Here is a 16,758-nt window from a genome sequence, read left to right as displayed (position 1 = left end):
CCCCTAAGCCGAGTTTTCAAGGTGCTGTCCGCCCACTTGGTTTTCGAGACGGTCTTTTTAATTCTAACGTAAAGCCAACCTAGAACGGCGGGGTTTCCCACCCAAAATTTTCGATGATGTCCGAGAAATTAGTTCCATAAACTCCGGGCATAAATTTAATACTCCTCAACAATTAGATAATTTACACCTTGTGCAACTGTATTTTTAGTCTTGATTGCCAAGGCTTTCAGAAATCGGCAGAGATAAAGTATCCTCTGGAACCCTGATTCCGTCGTTTTTAGTTGCACATCGCATAATTGTTGCTACTCTACAGCAAAACGTCTAGAATGGTCAATAATTTTTGTGCATGGTCGGGTCTTCTAACCGAAGGCATTGACGAAAAACACATTGTATCTGTCCTAGAGGCACTATGAAAAAGCTTAAGCAATACTGGACTGCTGAAGCACTGGAAAAAGACTTAGGCGATCCTCTCAATCCTGATAACCCTCTATCCTACAAGCGGGTGATCGAGATTGACGAGAGCGAAGAATTTCCCCACGAGGAAATTCGCTGGTTATACGACTGGAAACTCCAACACTACTACATTCCCACGGATTGCGGCGGTGAATTCACCTCTTTTGAGGAATTTGTCGCTTTTGTGCGGGTACTTTCCCGACGGGATCAAACTATCGGTATCGCTTTTACTACCCTATTCTGGTCGTTTTTAAACTGGATGGCGGGAACCCCAGAACAGAAACAGAAGCTCGCCCGTTTTATCATGGATGACTATGGGGCGATGTGTCTGGGTTACTCGGAAAAGGAACACGGTAGCGATCTGATCAATGGTGATCTGACCGCGACAAAGGTGGAAGGAGGTTATATTCTCAATGGGGAGAAATGGCCGATTAACCGGGCGACTATCTCTGGAGTTTCCTTTATTTTGGCGAAAACCGATGCTAACGGCGGACCAAAGTGTTTAACCCTATTTATGGTCGATAAACGGCAATTAGATCCCGAAAAATACTATAATTTGCCGAAAATATACACCCATGGCGTGCGCGCCTCGGATATGAGTGGGATTGGTTTTAAGGATTGTTTCGTCCCCGATTCCATGCGTTTACGGGAGGAGGGAGACGGTTTAGAATTAGCCCTGAAAGGTTTCCAGATTACCCGAATGTTGTGCGCTGCTTTTTCCCACGGGGCAGCCGATACCGCTTTAAGAACTACCCTCAGTTTTGCCGTTAATCGGGTAATTTATCACAAAACTGTGATGGATTTGCCCCAACCCCGGCGCACTCTCGTCGATGCTTTCCTTGACATCCTTATTTGTGATTGCGAGACGATTCCGGCCGCAAGAGGTTTTCATATTATCCCCGAACAGTTTAGCGTCTGGGCTTCGGTGGTAAAATATTTTGTTACTGTCCGTCTGGAGGAGATGGTTAATAGTGTTTATGTGGTGTTGGGATCGCGTTTTTATATGCGAGAAGAACACGAATTCGGCATCTTCCAGAAGCTACTGCGGGATAATTCGATTATCAGTATGTTTGACGGCAGTTCGATCGTCAATCTTCATGCTTTAATCCTACAATTGCGTCCTTTAACTAAATATCGGGCTAAACGCAACTCGCGCACTATGTCGGCGTTAAAAACCCGTTTAGAGGCGATTTTTAGCCTAGAAAAGTCAGTTCCTCCCTTTGAACCCAATAATTTAGAATTATTTGGCCGGGGAATGGATGATTCCCTGCAAGGTTTAGAGATTGCCCTTGATATGCTCGAGGGATTGAAAAATTCTGACGAAGTGGACGCAGAGATATTAGAAAATCTGTTGATGTTGGGTAATTTAGTTTTAGAGGAACTAAATGCTCACGATGAACAGATTAGTCAATCGAAATTCGAGTATGGTCACGACCAATCACCCGAATTGTTCGAGATTGCCAAGAAATACTGTACTTTACACGCTGCTTCCGCTTGTTTACACACTTGGCTTTATAATCGTTCCATCTTGGGTGAATTTTTTGCCCAGGGGGAATGGTTGGTGTTGAGTTTACACCGATTACTGCGAACTCTGCGGCCGCTGCCTTACACTCTATCTGAGGTGTATATAGAAAATGTTGCCCAAGAATTGCTGAAATTATATCGGGAAAATCAACATTTTTCGATCGTGCCTTTTCAATTAGCCCATTCACAAACTACCGAGGAAAAAACCCATGAACTCCAACTCCAATCTTAATAATCTCGTACAAAATTGGTTAGTTAAACAGTTAGCCGATCAGTTATCTTTGGATGCAAAAACGATTAATGTGACTGAACCTTTAACTCGTTATGGTTTAGATTCGATCGATGCGGTAACGATGGTGGGTGATCTAGAAGATTGGGTTGGTCAAGAGTTACCTTCTACCCTTTTCTGGGATCATTCTACTATTGAAAAAGCGTCTCTTTTCCTAGTAGAAAACTACGATCTTTCTAATCTTTCTGGTGAGGAAACCCCCGCAGAAGTTGCTCCCGTCGTTGAAAAAGCTGAACCGGCCGTTAGTGGTGGCAAAGGTTGGAGTTTATTCGGTCGTCGTTAATTATCAGTGATCAGTTATCAGTGATCAGTTATCAGTTACTCGGTTATCAGTTAAAGCTTTTCTCATAAAAATGAAGTATAACCTATCAGATAACTTCTGTAAATTGAAATATATAAAAAAGGGCGATCAATTGGTCGCCCTTTTCTCTGAATAAATAACAAAAATTAGCTCAAGATATACACCAGTAAAAACAGGATAATCCAGACCACATCGACGAAATGCCAGTATAATTCTGCCGCTTCCACACCAAAATGAGATTGACTAGAATAGTGGTCTTTTTGACGAGAACGCCAGAGGACAGATAGAATTAGCACTAAACCAAAAGTAACGTGGAGACCATGGAATCCGGTTAAGGCATAAAAAGCGCTGGTAAAAACATTAGTTTTGAGACCAAATTCAGCGTGACTATATTCGTATCCTTGACCACAAAGGAAGATAATTCCCATCAGGGCAGTAATACCGAACCAAAATTGTAAACCGGCGTTATTGTTTTGTTTAATGGCTTTTTGTCCCATGTGCATAACAAAACTACTAGACACCAGAATAATCGTGTTAATTGTCGGTAGGGTTAATTCTAATTCTGGTGTGCCGGCGGGAGGCCAAACGGGTAACATGGTACGGTAGAACAAGAAAGCGGCAAATAAGCCCAAAAAGATGGAACTTTCCGCCACTAGAAACAAAACCAAACCGAATAGGCGATGATCTGGGTGGCCATGATGTCCGTGTTCCACCGTTTCTTGATGATAATTGACAGAGAGTTGAGAATCTTTGATCGCTGAACCTTGCATGATTGAATGTCCTTAGTTTACACGGGAGACGGGGAGTGAGGAGATGGGGGGATAGGGATTTAGGGGGATAGGGTGATAGGGAAATTTCAGCTAAATTCCTCACTACCCCACTACCCCAACACCTAACCCCAGGGCTAATCCTCCCTAATTATTGGGATTCTGCGCCCACTTCGGCGAGGATATCTTGTACTGATTCCGCTGCTTCTGATTCCTCCATATCAATACCGTAATCGTAGGGGCCGGACCAAAGAATCGGCATTTCCTCGAAATTCTCGATAATTGGGGGAGAGGAGGTTTGCCATTCTAGGGTTAAAGCGCGCCAAGGATTACGACCAGCGGGTTGACCTTTAAAGGCACTCCAGACCATATTAATAGCGAAGGGAACGCTCGATATACCGAGAATATAAGCCCCTGCGGTACTAAGAACATTTAAATCCTGAAATTGCACATCATACAGGGCAATACGACGGTTCATACCCAATAATCCCAATTCGTGCATCGGCATGAAAGTTAAATTCAAACCGATAAAAGTGAGAACAAAGTGGATACGACCGAGAGTCTCGTTATACATCCGTCCGGTCATTTTCGGGAACCAATGGTAAACGGCAGAAAACAGGGCCATTGCCGTACCACCAAATAGTACATAATGGAAGTGACCAACGACAAAATAGGTATCGTGGACGTGGATATCGAAGGGAACGGAAGCCAACATAATCCCGGTCAAACCACCGATGAGGAAGGAAGACAGGAAACCGACCCCAAATAACAAAGACGTATTGAGACTAAGTTTACCCCCCCAAAGAGTGGCACACCAACTAAAGATTTTAATGCCAGTGGGAACGGCGATTAACATAGTTGCCGCCATGAAAAACATCCGTAACCAGCCGGGGGTGCCGCTGGTGAACATATGGTGGGCCCAAACGATTAAACCCAAGAAACAGATGGTGAGACTGGAATAGGCGATCGCTCGATAACCAAAAATCGGTTTGCGGGCGTGAACCGGTAATATCTCCGATATCGTGCCGAAAAATGGCAAAATCATGATATAAACGGCAGGATGGGAGTAAAACCAGAACATATGCTGATAAACCACCGGATCGCCGCCGCCGGCGGGGTTAAAAAAGCTCGTGCCGGCGATTAAATCAAAGGACAAGAGAACGAGAGCAGAAGCGAGAACGGGGGTGGAAAGCAGTACCAGAGTCGAGGTAGCCAGCATTGCCCAACAAAATAGCGGCATACTGTACAAATCCATCTCAGGAATCCGCATTTTCAGGATCGTGGTGATAAAATTAATCGAGCCTAAAATCGAAGAAGTCCCGATCAATAAAAGGCTCAAAATCCACAATTCTTCCCCCCATTTGCCGCTAATTAAGCTTAAAGGTGGGTAGGAAGTCCAACCGGACTGGGGAGCGCCGACAAAGAAACTGGATAATAATAGCAGCCCGCCGGGGGGATTAAGCCAGAAAGCCACAGCGTTAAGACGAGGAAAAGCCATATCTTCGGCCCCAATCATCAGGGGAATGAGATAATTGGCAAAACCTGCCCCAACCGGAACGATCCAAAGAAAGATCATGATCGTTCCGTGCATGGTCATAAATTGGTTATATAGTTCTGGGGAGACGAAATCGGGGTCGGGAGTGGCTAATTCTGTCCGCAGCACTTCCGCGAAAGCACCGCCAATAAAGAAGAAAAGAAAGGCAGTCACCAGATATTGAATGCCGATGACTTTATGATCGGTGCAGAAAGTAAAGTAATCTGTCCACTTGCGGTGATGGATCACCTCGGGAACGGTTGCTGGGGTGGTTATTTCCGTTGATGCTGTCATAATGCCAAGATTTTAGATGACAAGAAAAATTACATTTGGTGCTGATGGGAAACTTGGGCGAGGATTTCAGCGTCGATGCCCATTTCTTCGGTGTAGGGGGTCAAATATTGACTATCAGAGCGATCTTTAGCGGTCATGGCTACGGTTTGATCGCTGTCAACTTCAGCGATTGTGTTATCCTGCACCCATTGGTCGTAATCTGCTTGGGAGTGAACCACAAAGCTAGATTTCATGCCACCGTGATAGGCCCCGCAAAGTTCCGCACAAATGATCGGATATTGACCAATTTGATTGGATGTGAACGATAACACCGTTTCTTGTCCGGGGATAACGTCCTGTTTTAGACGCAATTGGGGAACCCAGAAAGCATGGATCACATCCCCTGCTTCCATATTCAGTTGCACGGGGCGATTGACGGGAGCGTGCAGTTCCCCGGAAACAATGCCAGTTTCGGGATAGGTGAAGATCCAAGCGTATTGAATACCTTTAACATTGACCACTAGGGGGGGAACTCCTTCACCATCGTAGGAATTGCCGATACCTAGGGCTACTCTGCGATCGCCGCTCAGGGCTATCATCGTGCCGTGGTGATGACCGTGGTGGGCGATTTCTCCTTTGTCACCCTTGGAAATCAAGGGATCGAGACCGCCGATATTGTTATAAATCTCGAAGCTATAGACGGCAAGGATAAAGACGATTACCGTCGGGATGGCTGTCCAGAAGATTTCTAGGGGGACATTGCCCTCCACTGCCGGCCCGTCGGTTTGATCCCCCGGTTGGCGACGAAAGCGAATCACTATATAAACGATCACGCCTTCAACTATTAAAAATAGTCCCGTGGCGATGGTCATCATCAGATTAAAGATACTATCTATTTCCTTGGCATCTTCGGAAGCGGCCACGGGCATTAAGCCATGATTTTGGCCATACCAGAGACTAATTAAGGTCAAGGCGATCCCGAGTACAAGGGTCAGGATACTGCTGGGAATTTTCACGGTCTTTTCAATATTTTCAATAGTGCCTACTTATTCAAGGCTAAAACATGATTCCCCTATAGATGGGAAATTTAACCAGCATCTTCTGAGAATTTTATCTTTTCTTTGGGATCGTTTTCAGGGAAAGTATTTAAAATCACTAATTTTTATATTTTATTCTGAGTTTATGTAAACAAATGTAACGGAAATGGCCAGAAATCTAAAGAATATCTAAAAGGTTTTACCGGTCGTAAAAAAACTCATTCACAGTGATAACTAACTGGCAAACAAAGCCATGATCTTTGATGACAGACTCCTTGAGAACAGGCAAACCGATGACCGAATCTGTTTTTAACCCGACACCCCTAAGAGAAACCGGCAATATTCAGGTGTGGATGCGCCGCTTAGTCTGGAAAATTGCGATCGCTACTTTCGCCCTGATGGTGGTGGGTGCTGCCACCAGAGTTATGAACGCCGGTTTAGCTTGTCCCGATTGGCCGCTGTGTTACGGTCAATGGATTCCCAGTCAGCAGATGAATCTACAGGTATTTCTGGAGTGGTTTCATCGTCTCGATGCCTCTTTGATCGGGTTTAGTACGCTCGCTCTCGTCGGTCTGTCTTGGTGGTATCGTCGCCATCTTCCCCCTTGGCTGTTTCCCTCTGCGATCGCTGCTTTGGCTTTAATTCTCCTGCAAGGAGTCCTGGGAGGATTAACCGTGACCCAATTACTGCGATTTGACATCGTAACCGCCCATTTAGGCACAGCTTTGCTCTTTTTTGCTACCCTAATCGTCATTGCTATCTGTCTGACTCCCTACCGTCCCACAGGTACAGTCGGGAAACTAACTTGGCTCGGAATGGTCGCCACCGGTCTAGTTTATCTGCAATGTCTCCTCGGCGGTCTCGTCGGTTCCCGTTGGGCTGCCCATCAGTGTTTAACGGTTTCCCAACTCTGCACCGTGATGAATAGCCACATTATCGGGGTTTTTCCCGCCACTATCTCGGTGTTAACCCTAGTTTTCTTCGCTTGGCGAATTGCCGCTATCCATCCTCTCCTCAAAAAACTAGCTTTTAGCGCCGGGGGATTAGTCGCCCTACAGGTGTTTTTAGGCGTTGCCACCCTGAAACTGCATCTACAGGTGGAACCCTTAACCATTACCCACCACAGCATCGGTGCGCTATTGGTGGGAACCCTCGTTGCTTTTACCACTTTTGCCCTTCGCGATCGTTATTTCGCACCTATAAGCCATCTCTAAGGATTTAATCACGATGACTGGAACTCAAGCCCTTCGCCACCACGATAATTTTTTACAAGTCGCTAAAAGTTATTATCAACTCACTAAACCGCGAATTATTCCTCTACTGCTGATTACCACGGCCGCTTCTATGGAAATCGCCTCTAAAGGTCAGGTTTCCCCTCTCTTACTCTTTCTTACCCTCCTCGGTGGCACTCTCGCCGCCGCCGCCGCTCAAACCTTAAACTGTATCTATGATCGCGACATCGATCACACCATGCTTCGCACCCGCGCCCGTCCCATTCCCTCCGGCCGCGTGCAACCCCTCCACGCCCTCATTTTTGCCTTCGTTTTAGCCTCCCTTTCCCTAGCACTTTTTGTCTTTTTTGTCAATACTTTGAGCGGATTTTTAGCAATGACCGGTATCGCATTTTATATGCTGATTTATACCCATCTGCTCAAGCGTCATAGTATCCAAAATATTGTTATCGGTGGCGCGGCTGGCTCGATTCCTCCCCTAGTGGGTTGGGCGGCAGTAACGGGCGATCTCGGTTGGATTCCTTGGATTTTATTCGCAATTATTTTCCTTTGGACTCCTCCCCATTTTTGGGCTTTGGCTTTAATGATCAAGGATGATTATGCAGAAGTGGATATCCCGATGATGCCCGTAGTTAAAGGAGAACAAGCCACTAGCGAGCAGATTTGGCTCTATACTTTAATCGTCGTTCCTTTCACTTTCCTCCTGATTTATCCCTTGGCTGCCTGTGGTGTGGTCTATGGTGTAGTGGCTTTAATTTTAGGGTTTGTTTTCCTGAAAAAAGCTTGGCGATTAAAACAGAATCCTTTTGATCGGGACATCGCTCGATCGCTGTTTAAATATTCCATTCTTTACATGATGTTATTATGTACAGCTATGGTGATCGATAGTTTACCCATGACCTCTCGTCTCCTCGCTACAATTGCCAGTTTATTCTCCTGTAGTTAATCTCAGTTATCAGTTATCAGTTATCAGTTATCAGATGTGACTTTTAGGTGAGCAGTATTAAATAGCAGTTTCCTAGTGTCTTTTCAATGTTTACTGATCACTGATCACTGAAAAACCCCACTTCCCGACTACTGATTGCGACTAAGGGAGTTAATTCGCTCGATTAGTTGGGCTAAGATTTCTTGTAATTGTCGATCTTGATGTTGGGAAAGGTTGATTTTATCACAGCTATAAATAACAGTGGTGTGATCTTTACCGCCAAATTCTTCGCCAATGCGCGGTAAGCTTAAATCCGTGTGTTGACGCATCAAATACATCCCAATCTGTCGGGCAAAACTAATTTCTCGTCGGCGGGAATTTCCTTTTAGATCGGCGATCGAGAGTTGAAATTTTTCTGCTACTACCGCCATAATAATCTCAGGAGAAGTGGCAATTTTGGCCATTGGTGGATTTAAAACCGGCGCGATATTTTCTACCGTCATCGGCAATCCAGAGATAGAAATATAAGTAGTAGCCCGGATTAATGCCCCCTCTAATTCGCGAATATTAGAAGTATAATTAACGGCAATATATTCGATAACTTCTCTTGGGAGACGCAGATTTTCGTACTCGGCCTTTTTTTGTAAAATTGCCATGCGAGTTTCGATATCCGGTGCTTGGATATCGGCGACTAATCCCATAGAAAAGCGAGAAATTAAACGATCCTGTAAACTGGGAATCTGTTTGGGGAGGCGATCGGAGGCTAAAACCACCTGTTTTCCCGCTTCGTGCAGGGTATTAAAGGTATGAAAAAATTCTTCTTGAGTGTATTCTTTTCCTTCAATAAATTGCAGATCATCCACTAATAATATATCCGCATGGCGATAATGATTACGAAAACTTTCCATACTATCTTGACGGATAGCAGTGATTAAATCATTAGTAAATTGTTCCGTCGATACATAAGAAACCCTGGATTGGGGATATAATTCCAGACGATAATGACCGATCGCTTGCATTAAATGGGTTTTCCCTAATCCCACTCCACCACAAAGAAAAAGCGGGTTAAATTCGCGTCCGGGTAATTCCGCTACCGCTAAAGCAGCCGCGTGGGCCATGCGATTAGTTGGACCGACAACAAAACGGGAAAAATTATATTTAGGGTTAAGTTGATTACCGGGGGATAATTCTGATTCTAAGCTAGTGTCAGGCTGGAAAATAGCGATCGAATCGCCCTGTTGTGCCGTTAGTTGAATCTCGACGGGATAACCGACGATATCCTGTACTACTTCGGCAATTGTTGACAGATAATTTTTCTGAAGATGGTTAAGAATAAAGGGATTGGCAGCCTGAATTACTAAGCGATTGTTTTGCCATTCTTTAACCGTCGCTGTTTGAAACCAAGTCTCGAAAGCGGGACGGGTTAATAGTAATTTTAGACGCTCTAGGAGATTATGCCAAAGTTGTTGGGCGCTGCTATCCACGGTTAATTTTGATTAACAAAGTTGATCTAGTGCTGCTGCAGGGAAGCCTTATCAGTTTAGCGAGATTTTTCCGCTGACGATAAAATGATTTTCAGAGCTAAACAATTAATCTTTAGACAGATGACGCAAGTTTTAACAATCACCCAATTAGGAAATCCAATTCTACAGCAAAAAGCACCAGCGATCGATAATCTTCTCGATTCTGACTGTCAAAATTTGATCGATTCCCTGATTACCACCGTGCAAGCTGCCCACGGGGTGGGAATCGCCGCGCCCCAAGTTGCTCGGTCTCTGCGTCTGTTTATCGTTGCTTCTCACCCCAATCCTCGTTATCCGGACGCTCCGATGATGCCACCCACTGCCGTGATTAATCCGCGCATTTTGCAGGTCAGCGAGGAAATGGTCAAGGGTTGGGAAGGTTGTCTCAGTGTCCCCAATTTACGCGGTTTTGTCCCCCGTCATCAGTGGATCGAGGTGGCATATTGCGATCGCAAGGGTCGCGAAATCCGTCAAGTTTTCAGGGATTTTGTCGCGCGCATCTTTCAACACGAATACGATCATCTCGAAGGAATCCTCTTTCTCGATCGCCTTGCTTCTCCGGCGGATTTATACTCGGAGGAAGAATACCAAAAAATCAGTAATATTGCTGAATATAAGCGATAAAATCGCAAAATCTCTGTATGTCTTCAAAATAAGTTAAATAACTTAACGGGACTATTTTATCTGGCGACAAAATTTTTGTTGGTAAATCTAAATTTTTTGTTAAAATGATAACGATTATCATTCTAGGAAAACACACTAACAAACAAATGAACTACTTGACAAAATAAATTAATTATGCAGTAGAACTCTGTCCTCAATTAACTAGGGAGATACTCAAGACTTTTTCGGTGACTAGGAAAATCAATTTTTCCAGATTTCCGCACCGGAGATAAACCCAGAGACGAGGAAATAAACCGATAGCTTTCATTAGTTATCGTCTAGATGCCCAGAAAAATAAATACTCTAGCAAAGGGTATTTATTGACAATTGGTAAAATCAGAAAACTTTGCCGATTAATTAACTATTGGAGTCTGTAAAAATATCTATGACCTTAGCTAAGTCCAAAGCAATTTTCCACAATGATGACTACAATCACTTTCCCGAAGTGATTACCGAACCTAAATCGCCGGTATCGGAAGCCGAGATGATGCAAGCGGTACGAACACTGCTGTTAGGATTAGGAGAAGACCCCGATCGCGAAGGTTTACGAGACACTCCTAAACGAGTAGTAAAAGCCCTAAAATTTCTCACTTCTGGTTATCAGCAATCCCTCGATGAATTGCTGAATGGGGCAGTTTTTCACGAGGAGGCTAACGAGATGGTTTTAATCCGAGATATCGATATTTTTAGCTCCTGTGAACACCATATTTTACCGATAATCGGCCGCGCTCATGTTGCCTATATTCCTAACGGGAAAGTGATCGGTTTATCGAAAATTGCCCGCATCTGTGAAATGTACGCCAGACGACTGCAAGTACAGGAACGTTTAACCGCACAAATTGCCGATGCTTTACAAGGATTACTGCAACCTCAAGGGGTGGCTGTGGTGATTGAAGCGACTCATATGTGCATGGTAATGCGCGGGGTTCAAAAACCCGGTTCTTGGACTTCTACGAGTGCCGTGCGCGGTATTTTTGCCGATTCTGCTAAGACTCGTCAAGAGTTTATGAGTTTGATTCGTCATAGTCCCGATTTTCACTAATTAGTCAGGGGGATCAGGATTATTTGATTGTCCTATCCCCGGTTTTTTCCTAAGCAAAAAACTAGAGCAAACCTAGCTATTTACTGTTTACTTTTTATTTTTGACTCGCCGTTATCATGCTGATTCGTCCCCGTCGTCTTCGTTATACTCCAGCGATTCGCCGTCTTGTTCGTGAAACCGAATTAACCGTTAATGACTTGATTTATCCTGTTTTTATCATGGAGGGAGAAAATCAAAAGGTGGCTATTCCTTCTATGCCCGATTGTTATCGTTATTCCCTCGATTTATTGCTAAAAGAAGTGGTTAATGCTTATAATTTAGGCATTAATGCCATCGCTCTTTTCCCTCTGATTGCCGAAGATAAAAAAGATAATTTCGGTACAGAAAGTTATAATCCCGATGGTTTAGTACAAAGGACAGTGAAAGCGATTAAAAAAGAAGTCCCTGAAATAATTATTATTACCGATGTTGCCCTTGATCCTTTTTCAATTTATGGTCATGATGGTATCGTCCAAGACGGTAAAATTCTTAACGATGAAACCGTGCAAGTTTTAGTGAAAATGTCGCTCTCGCAAGCGGCAGCCGGGGCTAATTTCGTCGCCCCTTCCGATATGATGGATGGTAGGGTTGGGGCGATCCGTCGAGCTTTAGACGAAGCGGGTTATCTAGATGTGGGAATTATCGCTTATACGGCTAAATATGCCTCTGCTTATTATGGTCCCTTCCGAGATGCCTTAGAATCAGCCCCGAAATTTGGTGATAAGAAAACCTATCAAATGGATGGGGCTAATAGTCGGGAAGCGTTACGGGAAGCCAGTTTAGACATAACAGAAGGGGCAGATATTATCATGGTTAAGCCCGCTCTCGCCTACCTCGATATTATCCGTCGTCTGCGAGATAGTAGCCATCTGCCCATTGCTGCCTACAATGTTAGTGGTGAATATGCAATGATTAAAGCGGCGGCAAAACAGGGCTGGATTGACGAAAAAAGCCTGATTTTGGAAACTTTAACCAGTATGAAACGAGCGGGGGCCGATTTGATTTTGACCTATTTTGCTCTTGATGTGGCATTAATGAAACAGGAAAGCCGATTTTAGGGTTTTTGCCAGCGAAATTGATAGAAATTATCCCGCGCACCCCACAGCTGCCGCCCAAGGCTATCATAACCTCGATCGCTGGTATCCATGCCCTGGGAATGTAGAATAATTGTATTAGTTATTTTTACCGCACCTCTGGCATTAGTGGGACAACCCTGGGGGGGAGTTTCTCCCCGATAACCCCCCGCTATCGGTTTTAAAAACACAGTACACACCGACTCAGCCAAATCTGATACATTTAAATTTCTTTCTGTCAAGTCTTTGTTACAAAAATTAATAAAGTTAGCGGCATTATTTAACTTATAAGCTTTTGATTCCACAGTGGAATTATCGGAGCTAGGTTGAATGACTAAAATTCTTTGACGATAGGGTTGATTTAACTGATCGATAATCGCCTGTTCTTGATAGAGATAAATATTATCCTGTTTGGGGGAAAAATTCACCGCACAGGTAGTCATCTGCACCTTAGCAATGCGGGGGTTAGTCTGCGCTTGTTCCCTGGTATCCATCACCCCAATTAAATGATTAGCCACCCCTTGCACTTGCGGGTTAAGGGGCCAAGATTGAGTGAGAAAAAATCCTAGGGCGATCGAAGTTTTCAGCATGAGCAGCGGCTTAATTCCGGTTAGTCTCTAATTAGCTTAAACTAATAAGCAGCAAGAGCAAAAAATCCCCTTTTCCCATGGCTAATCATCTGGCTGAATCTGAAAGTCTTTACCTACGAAAACACGCCGAAAACCCGATCGATTGGTGGTATTGGTGTGACAGCGCCCTAGAAATTGCCAGGAGAGAAGATAAACCGATATTTCTCTCGATCGGTTATTCTAGCTGTCATTGGTGTACGGTTATGGAAGGAGAAGCTTTTTCCGATCAGGCCATTGCCGATTATCTCAATCAGTATTTTTTGCCGATCAAAGTTGATCGCGAGGAAAGACCGGACATCGATAGTATCTATATGCAAGCATTGCAGATGATGGTCGGTCAAGGGGGTTGGCCTCTGAATGTCTTCCTAACACCCGATAGTTTAATTCCCTTCTATGGTGGCACTTATTTTCCCGTGCAACCGCGCTTTAACCGGCCCGGTTTTCTGCAAGTGCTGCAATCGATACGTCGTTATTACGACGAGGAAAAAGACAAATTAAGCAAATTTACGGCCGAAATGCTGGGCGCACTGCGTCAATCGGCTATTTTACCCCGAGCAGAGACCAATTTAGCCGCTCCTTCCCTTTTAGCCACAGGAATCGAGAGAAATACGGCAGTGATTCAGGTTAATCCCAATAACTACGGTCGGCCCAGTTTTCCGATGATTCCCTATTCTAATCTGGCTTTGCAGGGCAGTCGCTTTGGTGACGATTTTGAGGATTCCCTCCGGCAAGCGGCCTATCAACGGGGGGAAGATCTGGCCTTGGGGGGAATCTATGACCATGTAGGGGGAGGATTCCATCGTTATACGGTGGATTCGACGTGGACAGTTCCCCATTTTGAAAAAATGCTCTACGATAACGGGCAAATTGTCGAATATTTAGCCAATTTGTGGAGTGCGGGTTATCGAGAAGCGGCCTTTGAGAGAGGGATTAAAGGCACGGTTAACTGGCTAAAACGGGAAATGACCGCCCCAGAAGGCTATTTTTATGCGGCCCAGGATGCCGATAGTTTTCAGAATGCCACGGATAGAGAACCGGAGGAAGGAGCCTTTTATGTCTGGTCGGATTTAGAGTTAAGGGATTATCTCTCGATCGAGGAATTAGGACTGCTGCAAGCTAATTTTACCGTTACTGCCGAGGGGAATTTTGAGGGTCGTAATGTCCTGCAACGTCGGCAAGGGGGAGAATTATGGTCGGAGATAGAAAATATGCTCGATAAGTTATTTATTCGGCGTTATGGCAGTTCTCAGTCCCAATTAGCTCTTTTTCCCCCGGCCAGAGACAATCAAGAGGCGAAAACCGTTTCTTGGCCGGGACGGATTCCGGCGGTAACGGATACGAAAATGATCGTCGCTTGGAATAGTTTGATGATTTCCGGTTTGGCCCGGGCCTTTGCCGTCTTTGGGGAACCTTTGTACTGGCAAATGGCTAGTCAAGCGGCCGAGTTTATTCTCAAGCATCAGTGGTTAGATGGACGTTTTCAGCGCTTGAATTATCAGGGTCAGGCCTCGGTTTTAGCCCAATCGGAGGATTTTGCCTATTTTATTAAGGCTTTACTGGACTTGCAAACGGCTAATCCCCAAGAAACTCGCTGGTTAGAGGCTGCTATCGATCTACAAGGGGAATTCGAGCGCTGGTTTTGGTCCAAGGATGAGGGAGGATATTTTAATACCGCTTCTGATCATAGTCTCGATTTGATCGTGCGGGAACGGGGCTATACGGATAATGCCACCCCTTCGGCCAACGGAATTGCGATCGCTAATTTAGTGCGTCTGTCGCGATTGACGGAAAATCTAGAATATCTCGATCGGGCCGAAAAGGCCTTGCAATCTTTTAGTACCATCCTAGAAGAGTCCCCCACCGCTTGCCCCAGTTTATTTGTCGCTCTCGATCACTATCGTCACGGTTTCTGTCTGCGCGCCCCGGAAAGCTCGATCGAGCCGCTGTTAAGTCGCTATTTGCCCACTGCGGTGTATCGAGTCGATGCCAGTTTGCCCCTTAGCACATTTGGGTTAATTTGTCAAGGGTTATGCTGCCTTGAACCGGCAGAAAATTTAGAACAGTTGCACCGACAAATTGCCGGAGTGATGGCAGGGGAGTCAATACGGCTCGGTTAACTTAAAGATGGTGTGTTCCCCTTGATCAAACGATGGAGTAACAAGGATTGCATCAGGGAACGCACCCTACTCGTGACAGAGCGATCGCACTCTCCCTAACGAGCGATTCACGCAGTTGGCGAATCTCCATTCCTACAAATTACAATTGAGTTAAGATATTTATTTAATTTAAACAGGTGAGCGATGAAATCAAAAGTCAGTATTGAAATAGAAAAGAGAGAAGGAAAATATTCTGCTTACAGTCCTGAAATTGAAGGATATATAGCAGAAGGAAATTCTTTAGATTCAGTCATTGATGCTATAAAACAAGCCATCCAATCCCATTGGCATCAACAAGAAGAAGAATCCAGCAAGACAACGGCCCAATCGCTTCTCGAACTTTTTGAAAATATTACAGCCGGCATGACCGAAACAGAAATCAACAATTTGCCGAGGGACGGCGCACAAGAACATGACCACTATATCTATGGTATTCCTAAAAGCGATTCATGAGAACTATCTTTGCTGATACATTTTATTGGACAGCATCCATCAATCCTAGGGATAATTGGCACGGTCAAGTAATTGCTATTACTCGCAGATTAGAACAATTTTGTCTCGTGACAACTGAAGAAGTTTTAGCAGAAACTTTGACTTTTTTTTCAGCTTACGGGAGTCAGATTCGACAACGTGCTTGTCAACTGGTTCAAGGAATAATCAAAAATCCCAATATTCAGGTAGTCCACCAAACTCATGAATCATTTTTAGCAGGTCTAACTCTCTACCAAAATCGTCCTGACAAAGAATATGGTCTCATTGATTGTATCTCTATGCAGACGATGCGAGAACTGGAAATTATCGAGATATTGACCCATGATAAACATTTTACTCAGGAAGGTTTTGTCATTTTAATATAGTGCGATTCCTATCGATTTTTAAGGTATTTAATCAAGTCAACAAAGGGAAAAATAAACCCCCTCAACTGACTGAATGAAGGGGCGTTTATGGTATTTTTAGAAGCAATTTAGCCGACTTTTATGGCTTAAGTTTGCGCTTGAGGGTTGAAGCTGCACCTAATGCACCAAAGGAGCCAATAGCTAAAAGTCCAGCAGTTGAAGTGGGTTCAGGCACTTGTATAGCCCCTTTGCAGCTACCGGGGCAACCGCCATAGTAATGGCCTGCCGGCAGGCCAAGGGGGAAGTCGATACCAAAATCCGACCGGGTGAATACTTGATAATCTTCATTAGAACTCTTGCAAATTAATTATATGTTATAATGATGGGTTAACTAATTTTCCCCAAAAAATTAGTTAATCAGTACATTCGTCCTGAATAAAAACTTGAAGTTTAACTTTTAAC

The 16,758-nt window shown here is 44.4% G+C and carries 15 protein-coding genes and 1 pseudogene; 10 read left to right on the top strand and 6 right to left on the bottom strand.

Annotation, left to right across the window (positions count from 1 at the left end; genetic code table 11):
* The first annotated feature begins 409 nt into the window (after positions 1-409).
* The gene (locus tag EWV84_RS16875; RefSeq protein ID WP_287078933.1) at positions 410-2,209 is read left to right on the top strand and encodes an acyl-CoA dehydrogenase family protein; all 1,800 of its coding nucleotides are present in this window, start codon (positions 410-412) and stop codon (positions 2,207-2,209) included.
* Positions 2,187-2,549, top strand: coding sequence for an acyl carrier protein (locus EWV84_RS16870; RefSeq protein ID WP_287078931.1), 363 nt, complete (start codon positions 2,187-2,189; stop codon positions 2,547-2,549). The genes EWV84_RS16875 and EWV84_RS16870 overlap by 23 nt, the downstream gene beginning before the upstream one ends.
* Before the next feature lie 164 nt (positions 2,550-2,713).
* On the opposite strand, the gene EWV84_RS16865 is transcribed toward EWV84_RS16870, so the two are convergent.
* The 3 genes from EWV84_RS16865 to EWV84_RS16855 form a co-directional block, all read right to left on the bottom strand.
* Positions 2,714-3,337 carry a cytochrome c oxidase subunit 3 gene (locus EWV84_RS16865; protein ID WP_287078930.1) on the bottom strand — a complete coding sequence of 208 codons (624 nt, stop codon included), beginning with the start codon at positions 3,335-3,337 and terminating at the stop codon, positions 2,714-2,716.
* A 148-nt stretch (positions 3,338-3,485) separates the two neighbouring features.
* Positions 3,486-5,162, bottom strand: a complete 1,677-nt coding sequence (ctaD, locus tag EWV84_RS16860) for a cytochrome c oxidase subunit I (protein WP_287078929.1) — start codon at positions 5,160-5,162, stop codon at positions 3,486-3,488.
* 29 nt (positions 5,163-5,191) lie between these two features.
* Positions 5,192-6,157, bottom strand: a complete 966-nt coding sequence (locus tag EWV84_RS16855; protein ID WP_287078927.1) for a cytochrome c oxidase subunit II — start codon at positions 6,155-6,157, stop codon at positions 5,192-5,194.
* 314 nt (positions 6,158-6,471) lie between these two features.
* On the opposite strand from EWV84_RS16855, the gene EWV84_RS16850 reads away from it, so the two are divergent.
* Together EWV84_RS16850 and EWV84_RS16845 are read left to right on the top strand one after the other, a co-directional pair.
* Positions 6,472-7,392: a COX15/CtaA family protein gene (locus EWV84_RS16850; RefSeq protein ID WP_287078926.1), complete on the top strand. Its 921-nt coding sequence runs from the start codon at positions 6,472-6,474 to the stop codon at positions 7,390-7,392.
* Positions 7,393-7,405: 13 nt separating this feature from the next.
* The gene (locus EWV84_RS16845) at positions 7,406-8,356 is read left to right on the top strand and encodes a heme o synthase (protein WP_287078925.1); all 951 of its coding nucleotides are present in this window, start codon (positions 7,406-7,408) and stop codon (positions 8,354-8,356) included.
* A 128-nt stretch (positions 8,357-8,484) separates the two neighbouring features.
* Here the strand turns inward: EWV84_RS16845 and dnaA are convergent, their stop codons facing one another.
* A complete protein-coding gene (gene dnaA, locus EWV84_RS16840) occupies positions 8,485-9,819 on the bottom strand; it encodes a chromosomal replication initiator protein DnaA (RefSeq protein WP_286826557.1) in 1,335 nt (444 codons plus the stop codon).
* An 84-nt stretch (positions 9,820-9,903) separates the two neighbouring features.
* On the opposite strand from dnaA, the gene def reads away from it, so the two are divergent.
* The 3 genes from def (at position 9,904) to hemB (ending at position 12,660) form a co-directional block, all read left to right on the top strand.
* The gene (gene def, locus EWV84_RS16835) at positions 9,904-10,482 is read left to right on the top strand and encodes a peptide deformylase (RefSeq protein ID WP_287078923.1); all 579 of its coding nucleotides are present in this window, start codon (positions 9,904-9,906) and stop codon (positions 10,480-10,482) included.
* A gap of 424 nt (positions 10,483-10,906) precedes the next feature.
* Entirely contained in the window at positions 10,907-11,563 is a 657-nt protein-coding gene (folE, locus tag EWV84_RS16830) for a GTP cyclohydrolase I FolE (protein ID WP_286826555.1), read from the top strand.
* Between the two features lie 116 nt (positions 11,564-11,679).
* A complete protein-coding gene (hemB, locus tag EWV84_RS16825) occupies positions 11,680-12,660 on the top strand; it encodes a porphobilinogen synthase (RefSeq protein WP_286826554.1) in 981 nt (326 codons plus the stop codon).
* On the opposite strand, the gene EWV84_RS16820 is transcribed toward hemB, so the two are convergent.
* Entirely contained in the window at positions 12,657-13,265 is a 609-nt protein-coding gene (locus EWV84_RS16820) for a chromophore lyase CpcT/CpeT (RefSeq protein WP_286826553.1), read from the bottom strand. The genes hemB and EWV84_RS16820 overlap by 4 nt on opposite strands.
* Before the next feature lie 77 nt (positions 13,266-13,342).
* On the opposite strand from EWV84_RS16820, the gene EWV84_RS16815 reads away from it, so the two are divergent.
* The 3 genes from EWV84_RS16815 (at position 13,343) to EWV84_RS16805 (ending at position 16,317) form a co-directional block, all read left to right on the top strand.
* A complete protein-coding gene (locus tag EWV84_RS16815; protein ID WP_287078922.1) occupies positions 13,343-15,421 on the top strand; it encodes a thioredoxin domain-containing protein in 2,079 nt (692 codons plus the stop codon).
* A gap of 183 nt (positions 15,422-15,604) precedes the next feature.
* Positions 15,605-15,913: a type II toxin-antitoxin system HicB family antitoxin gene (locus EWV84_RS16810; RefSeq protein ID WP_287078921.1), complete on the top strand. Its 309-nt coding sequence runs from the start codon at positions 15,605-15,607 to the stop codon at positions 15,911-15,913.
* Positions 15,910-16,317, top strand: a complete 408-nt coding sequence (locus tag EWV84_RS16805; protein ID WP_287078920.1) for a type II toxin-antitoxin system VapC family toxin — start codon at positions 15,910-15,912, stop codon at positions 16,315-16,317. Before EWV84_RS16810 ends, EWV84_RS16805 begins: the two co-directional genes overlap by 4 nt.
* Before the next feature lie 118 nt (positions 16,318-16,435).
* Here the strand turns inward: EWV84_RS16805 and EWV84_RS16800 are convergent.
* Positions 16,436-16,651, bottom strand: a pseudogene (locus EWV84_RS16800) (PEP-CTERM sorting domain-containing protein); the annotation flags it as partial.
* Positions 16,652-16,758: the final 107 nt, after the last annotated feature.

Source organism: Microcystis sp. M_QC_C_20170808_M3Col, from assembly GCF_007095505.1.
GTDB lineage: Bacteria > Cyanobacteriota > Cyanobacteriia > Cyanobacteriales > Microcystaceae > Microcystis.
The sequence above is the reverse complement of the archived record's forward strand: the minus strand, read 5'-3'. Positions and strand labels throughout refer to the sequence as shown.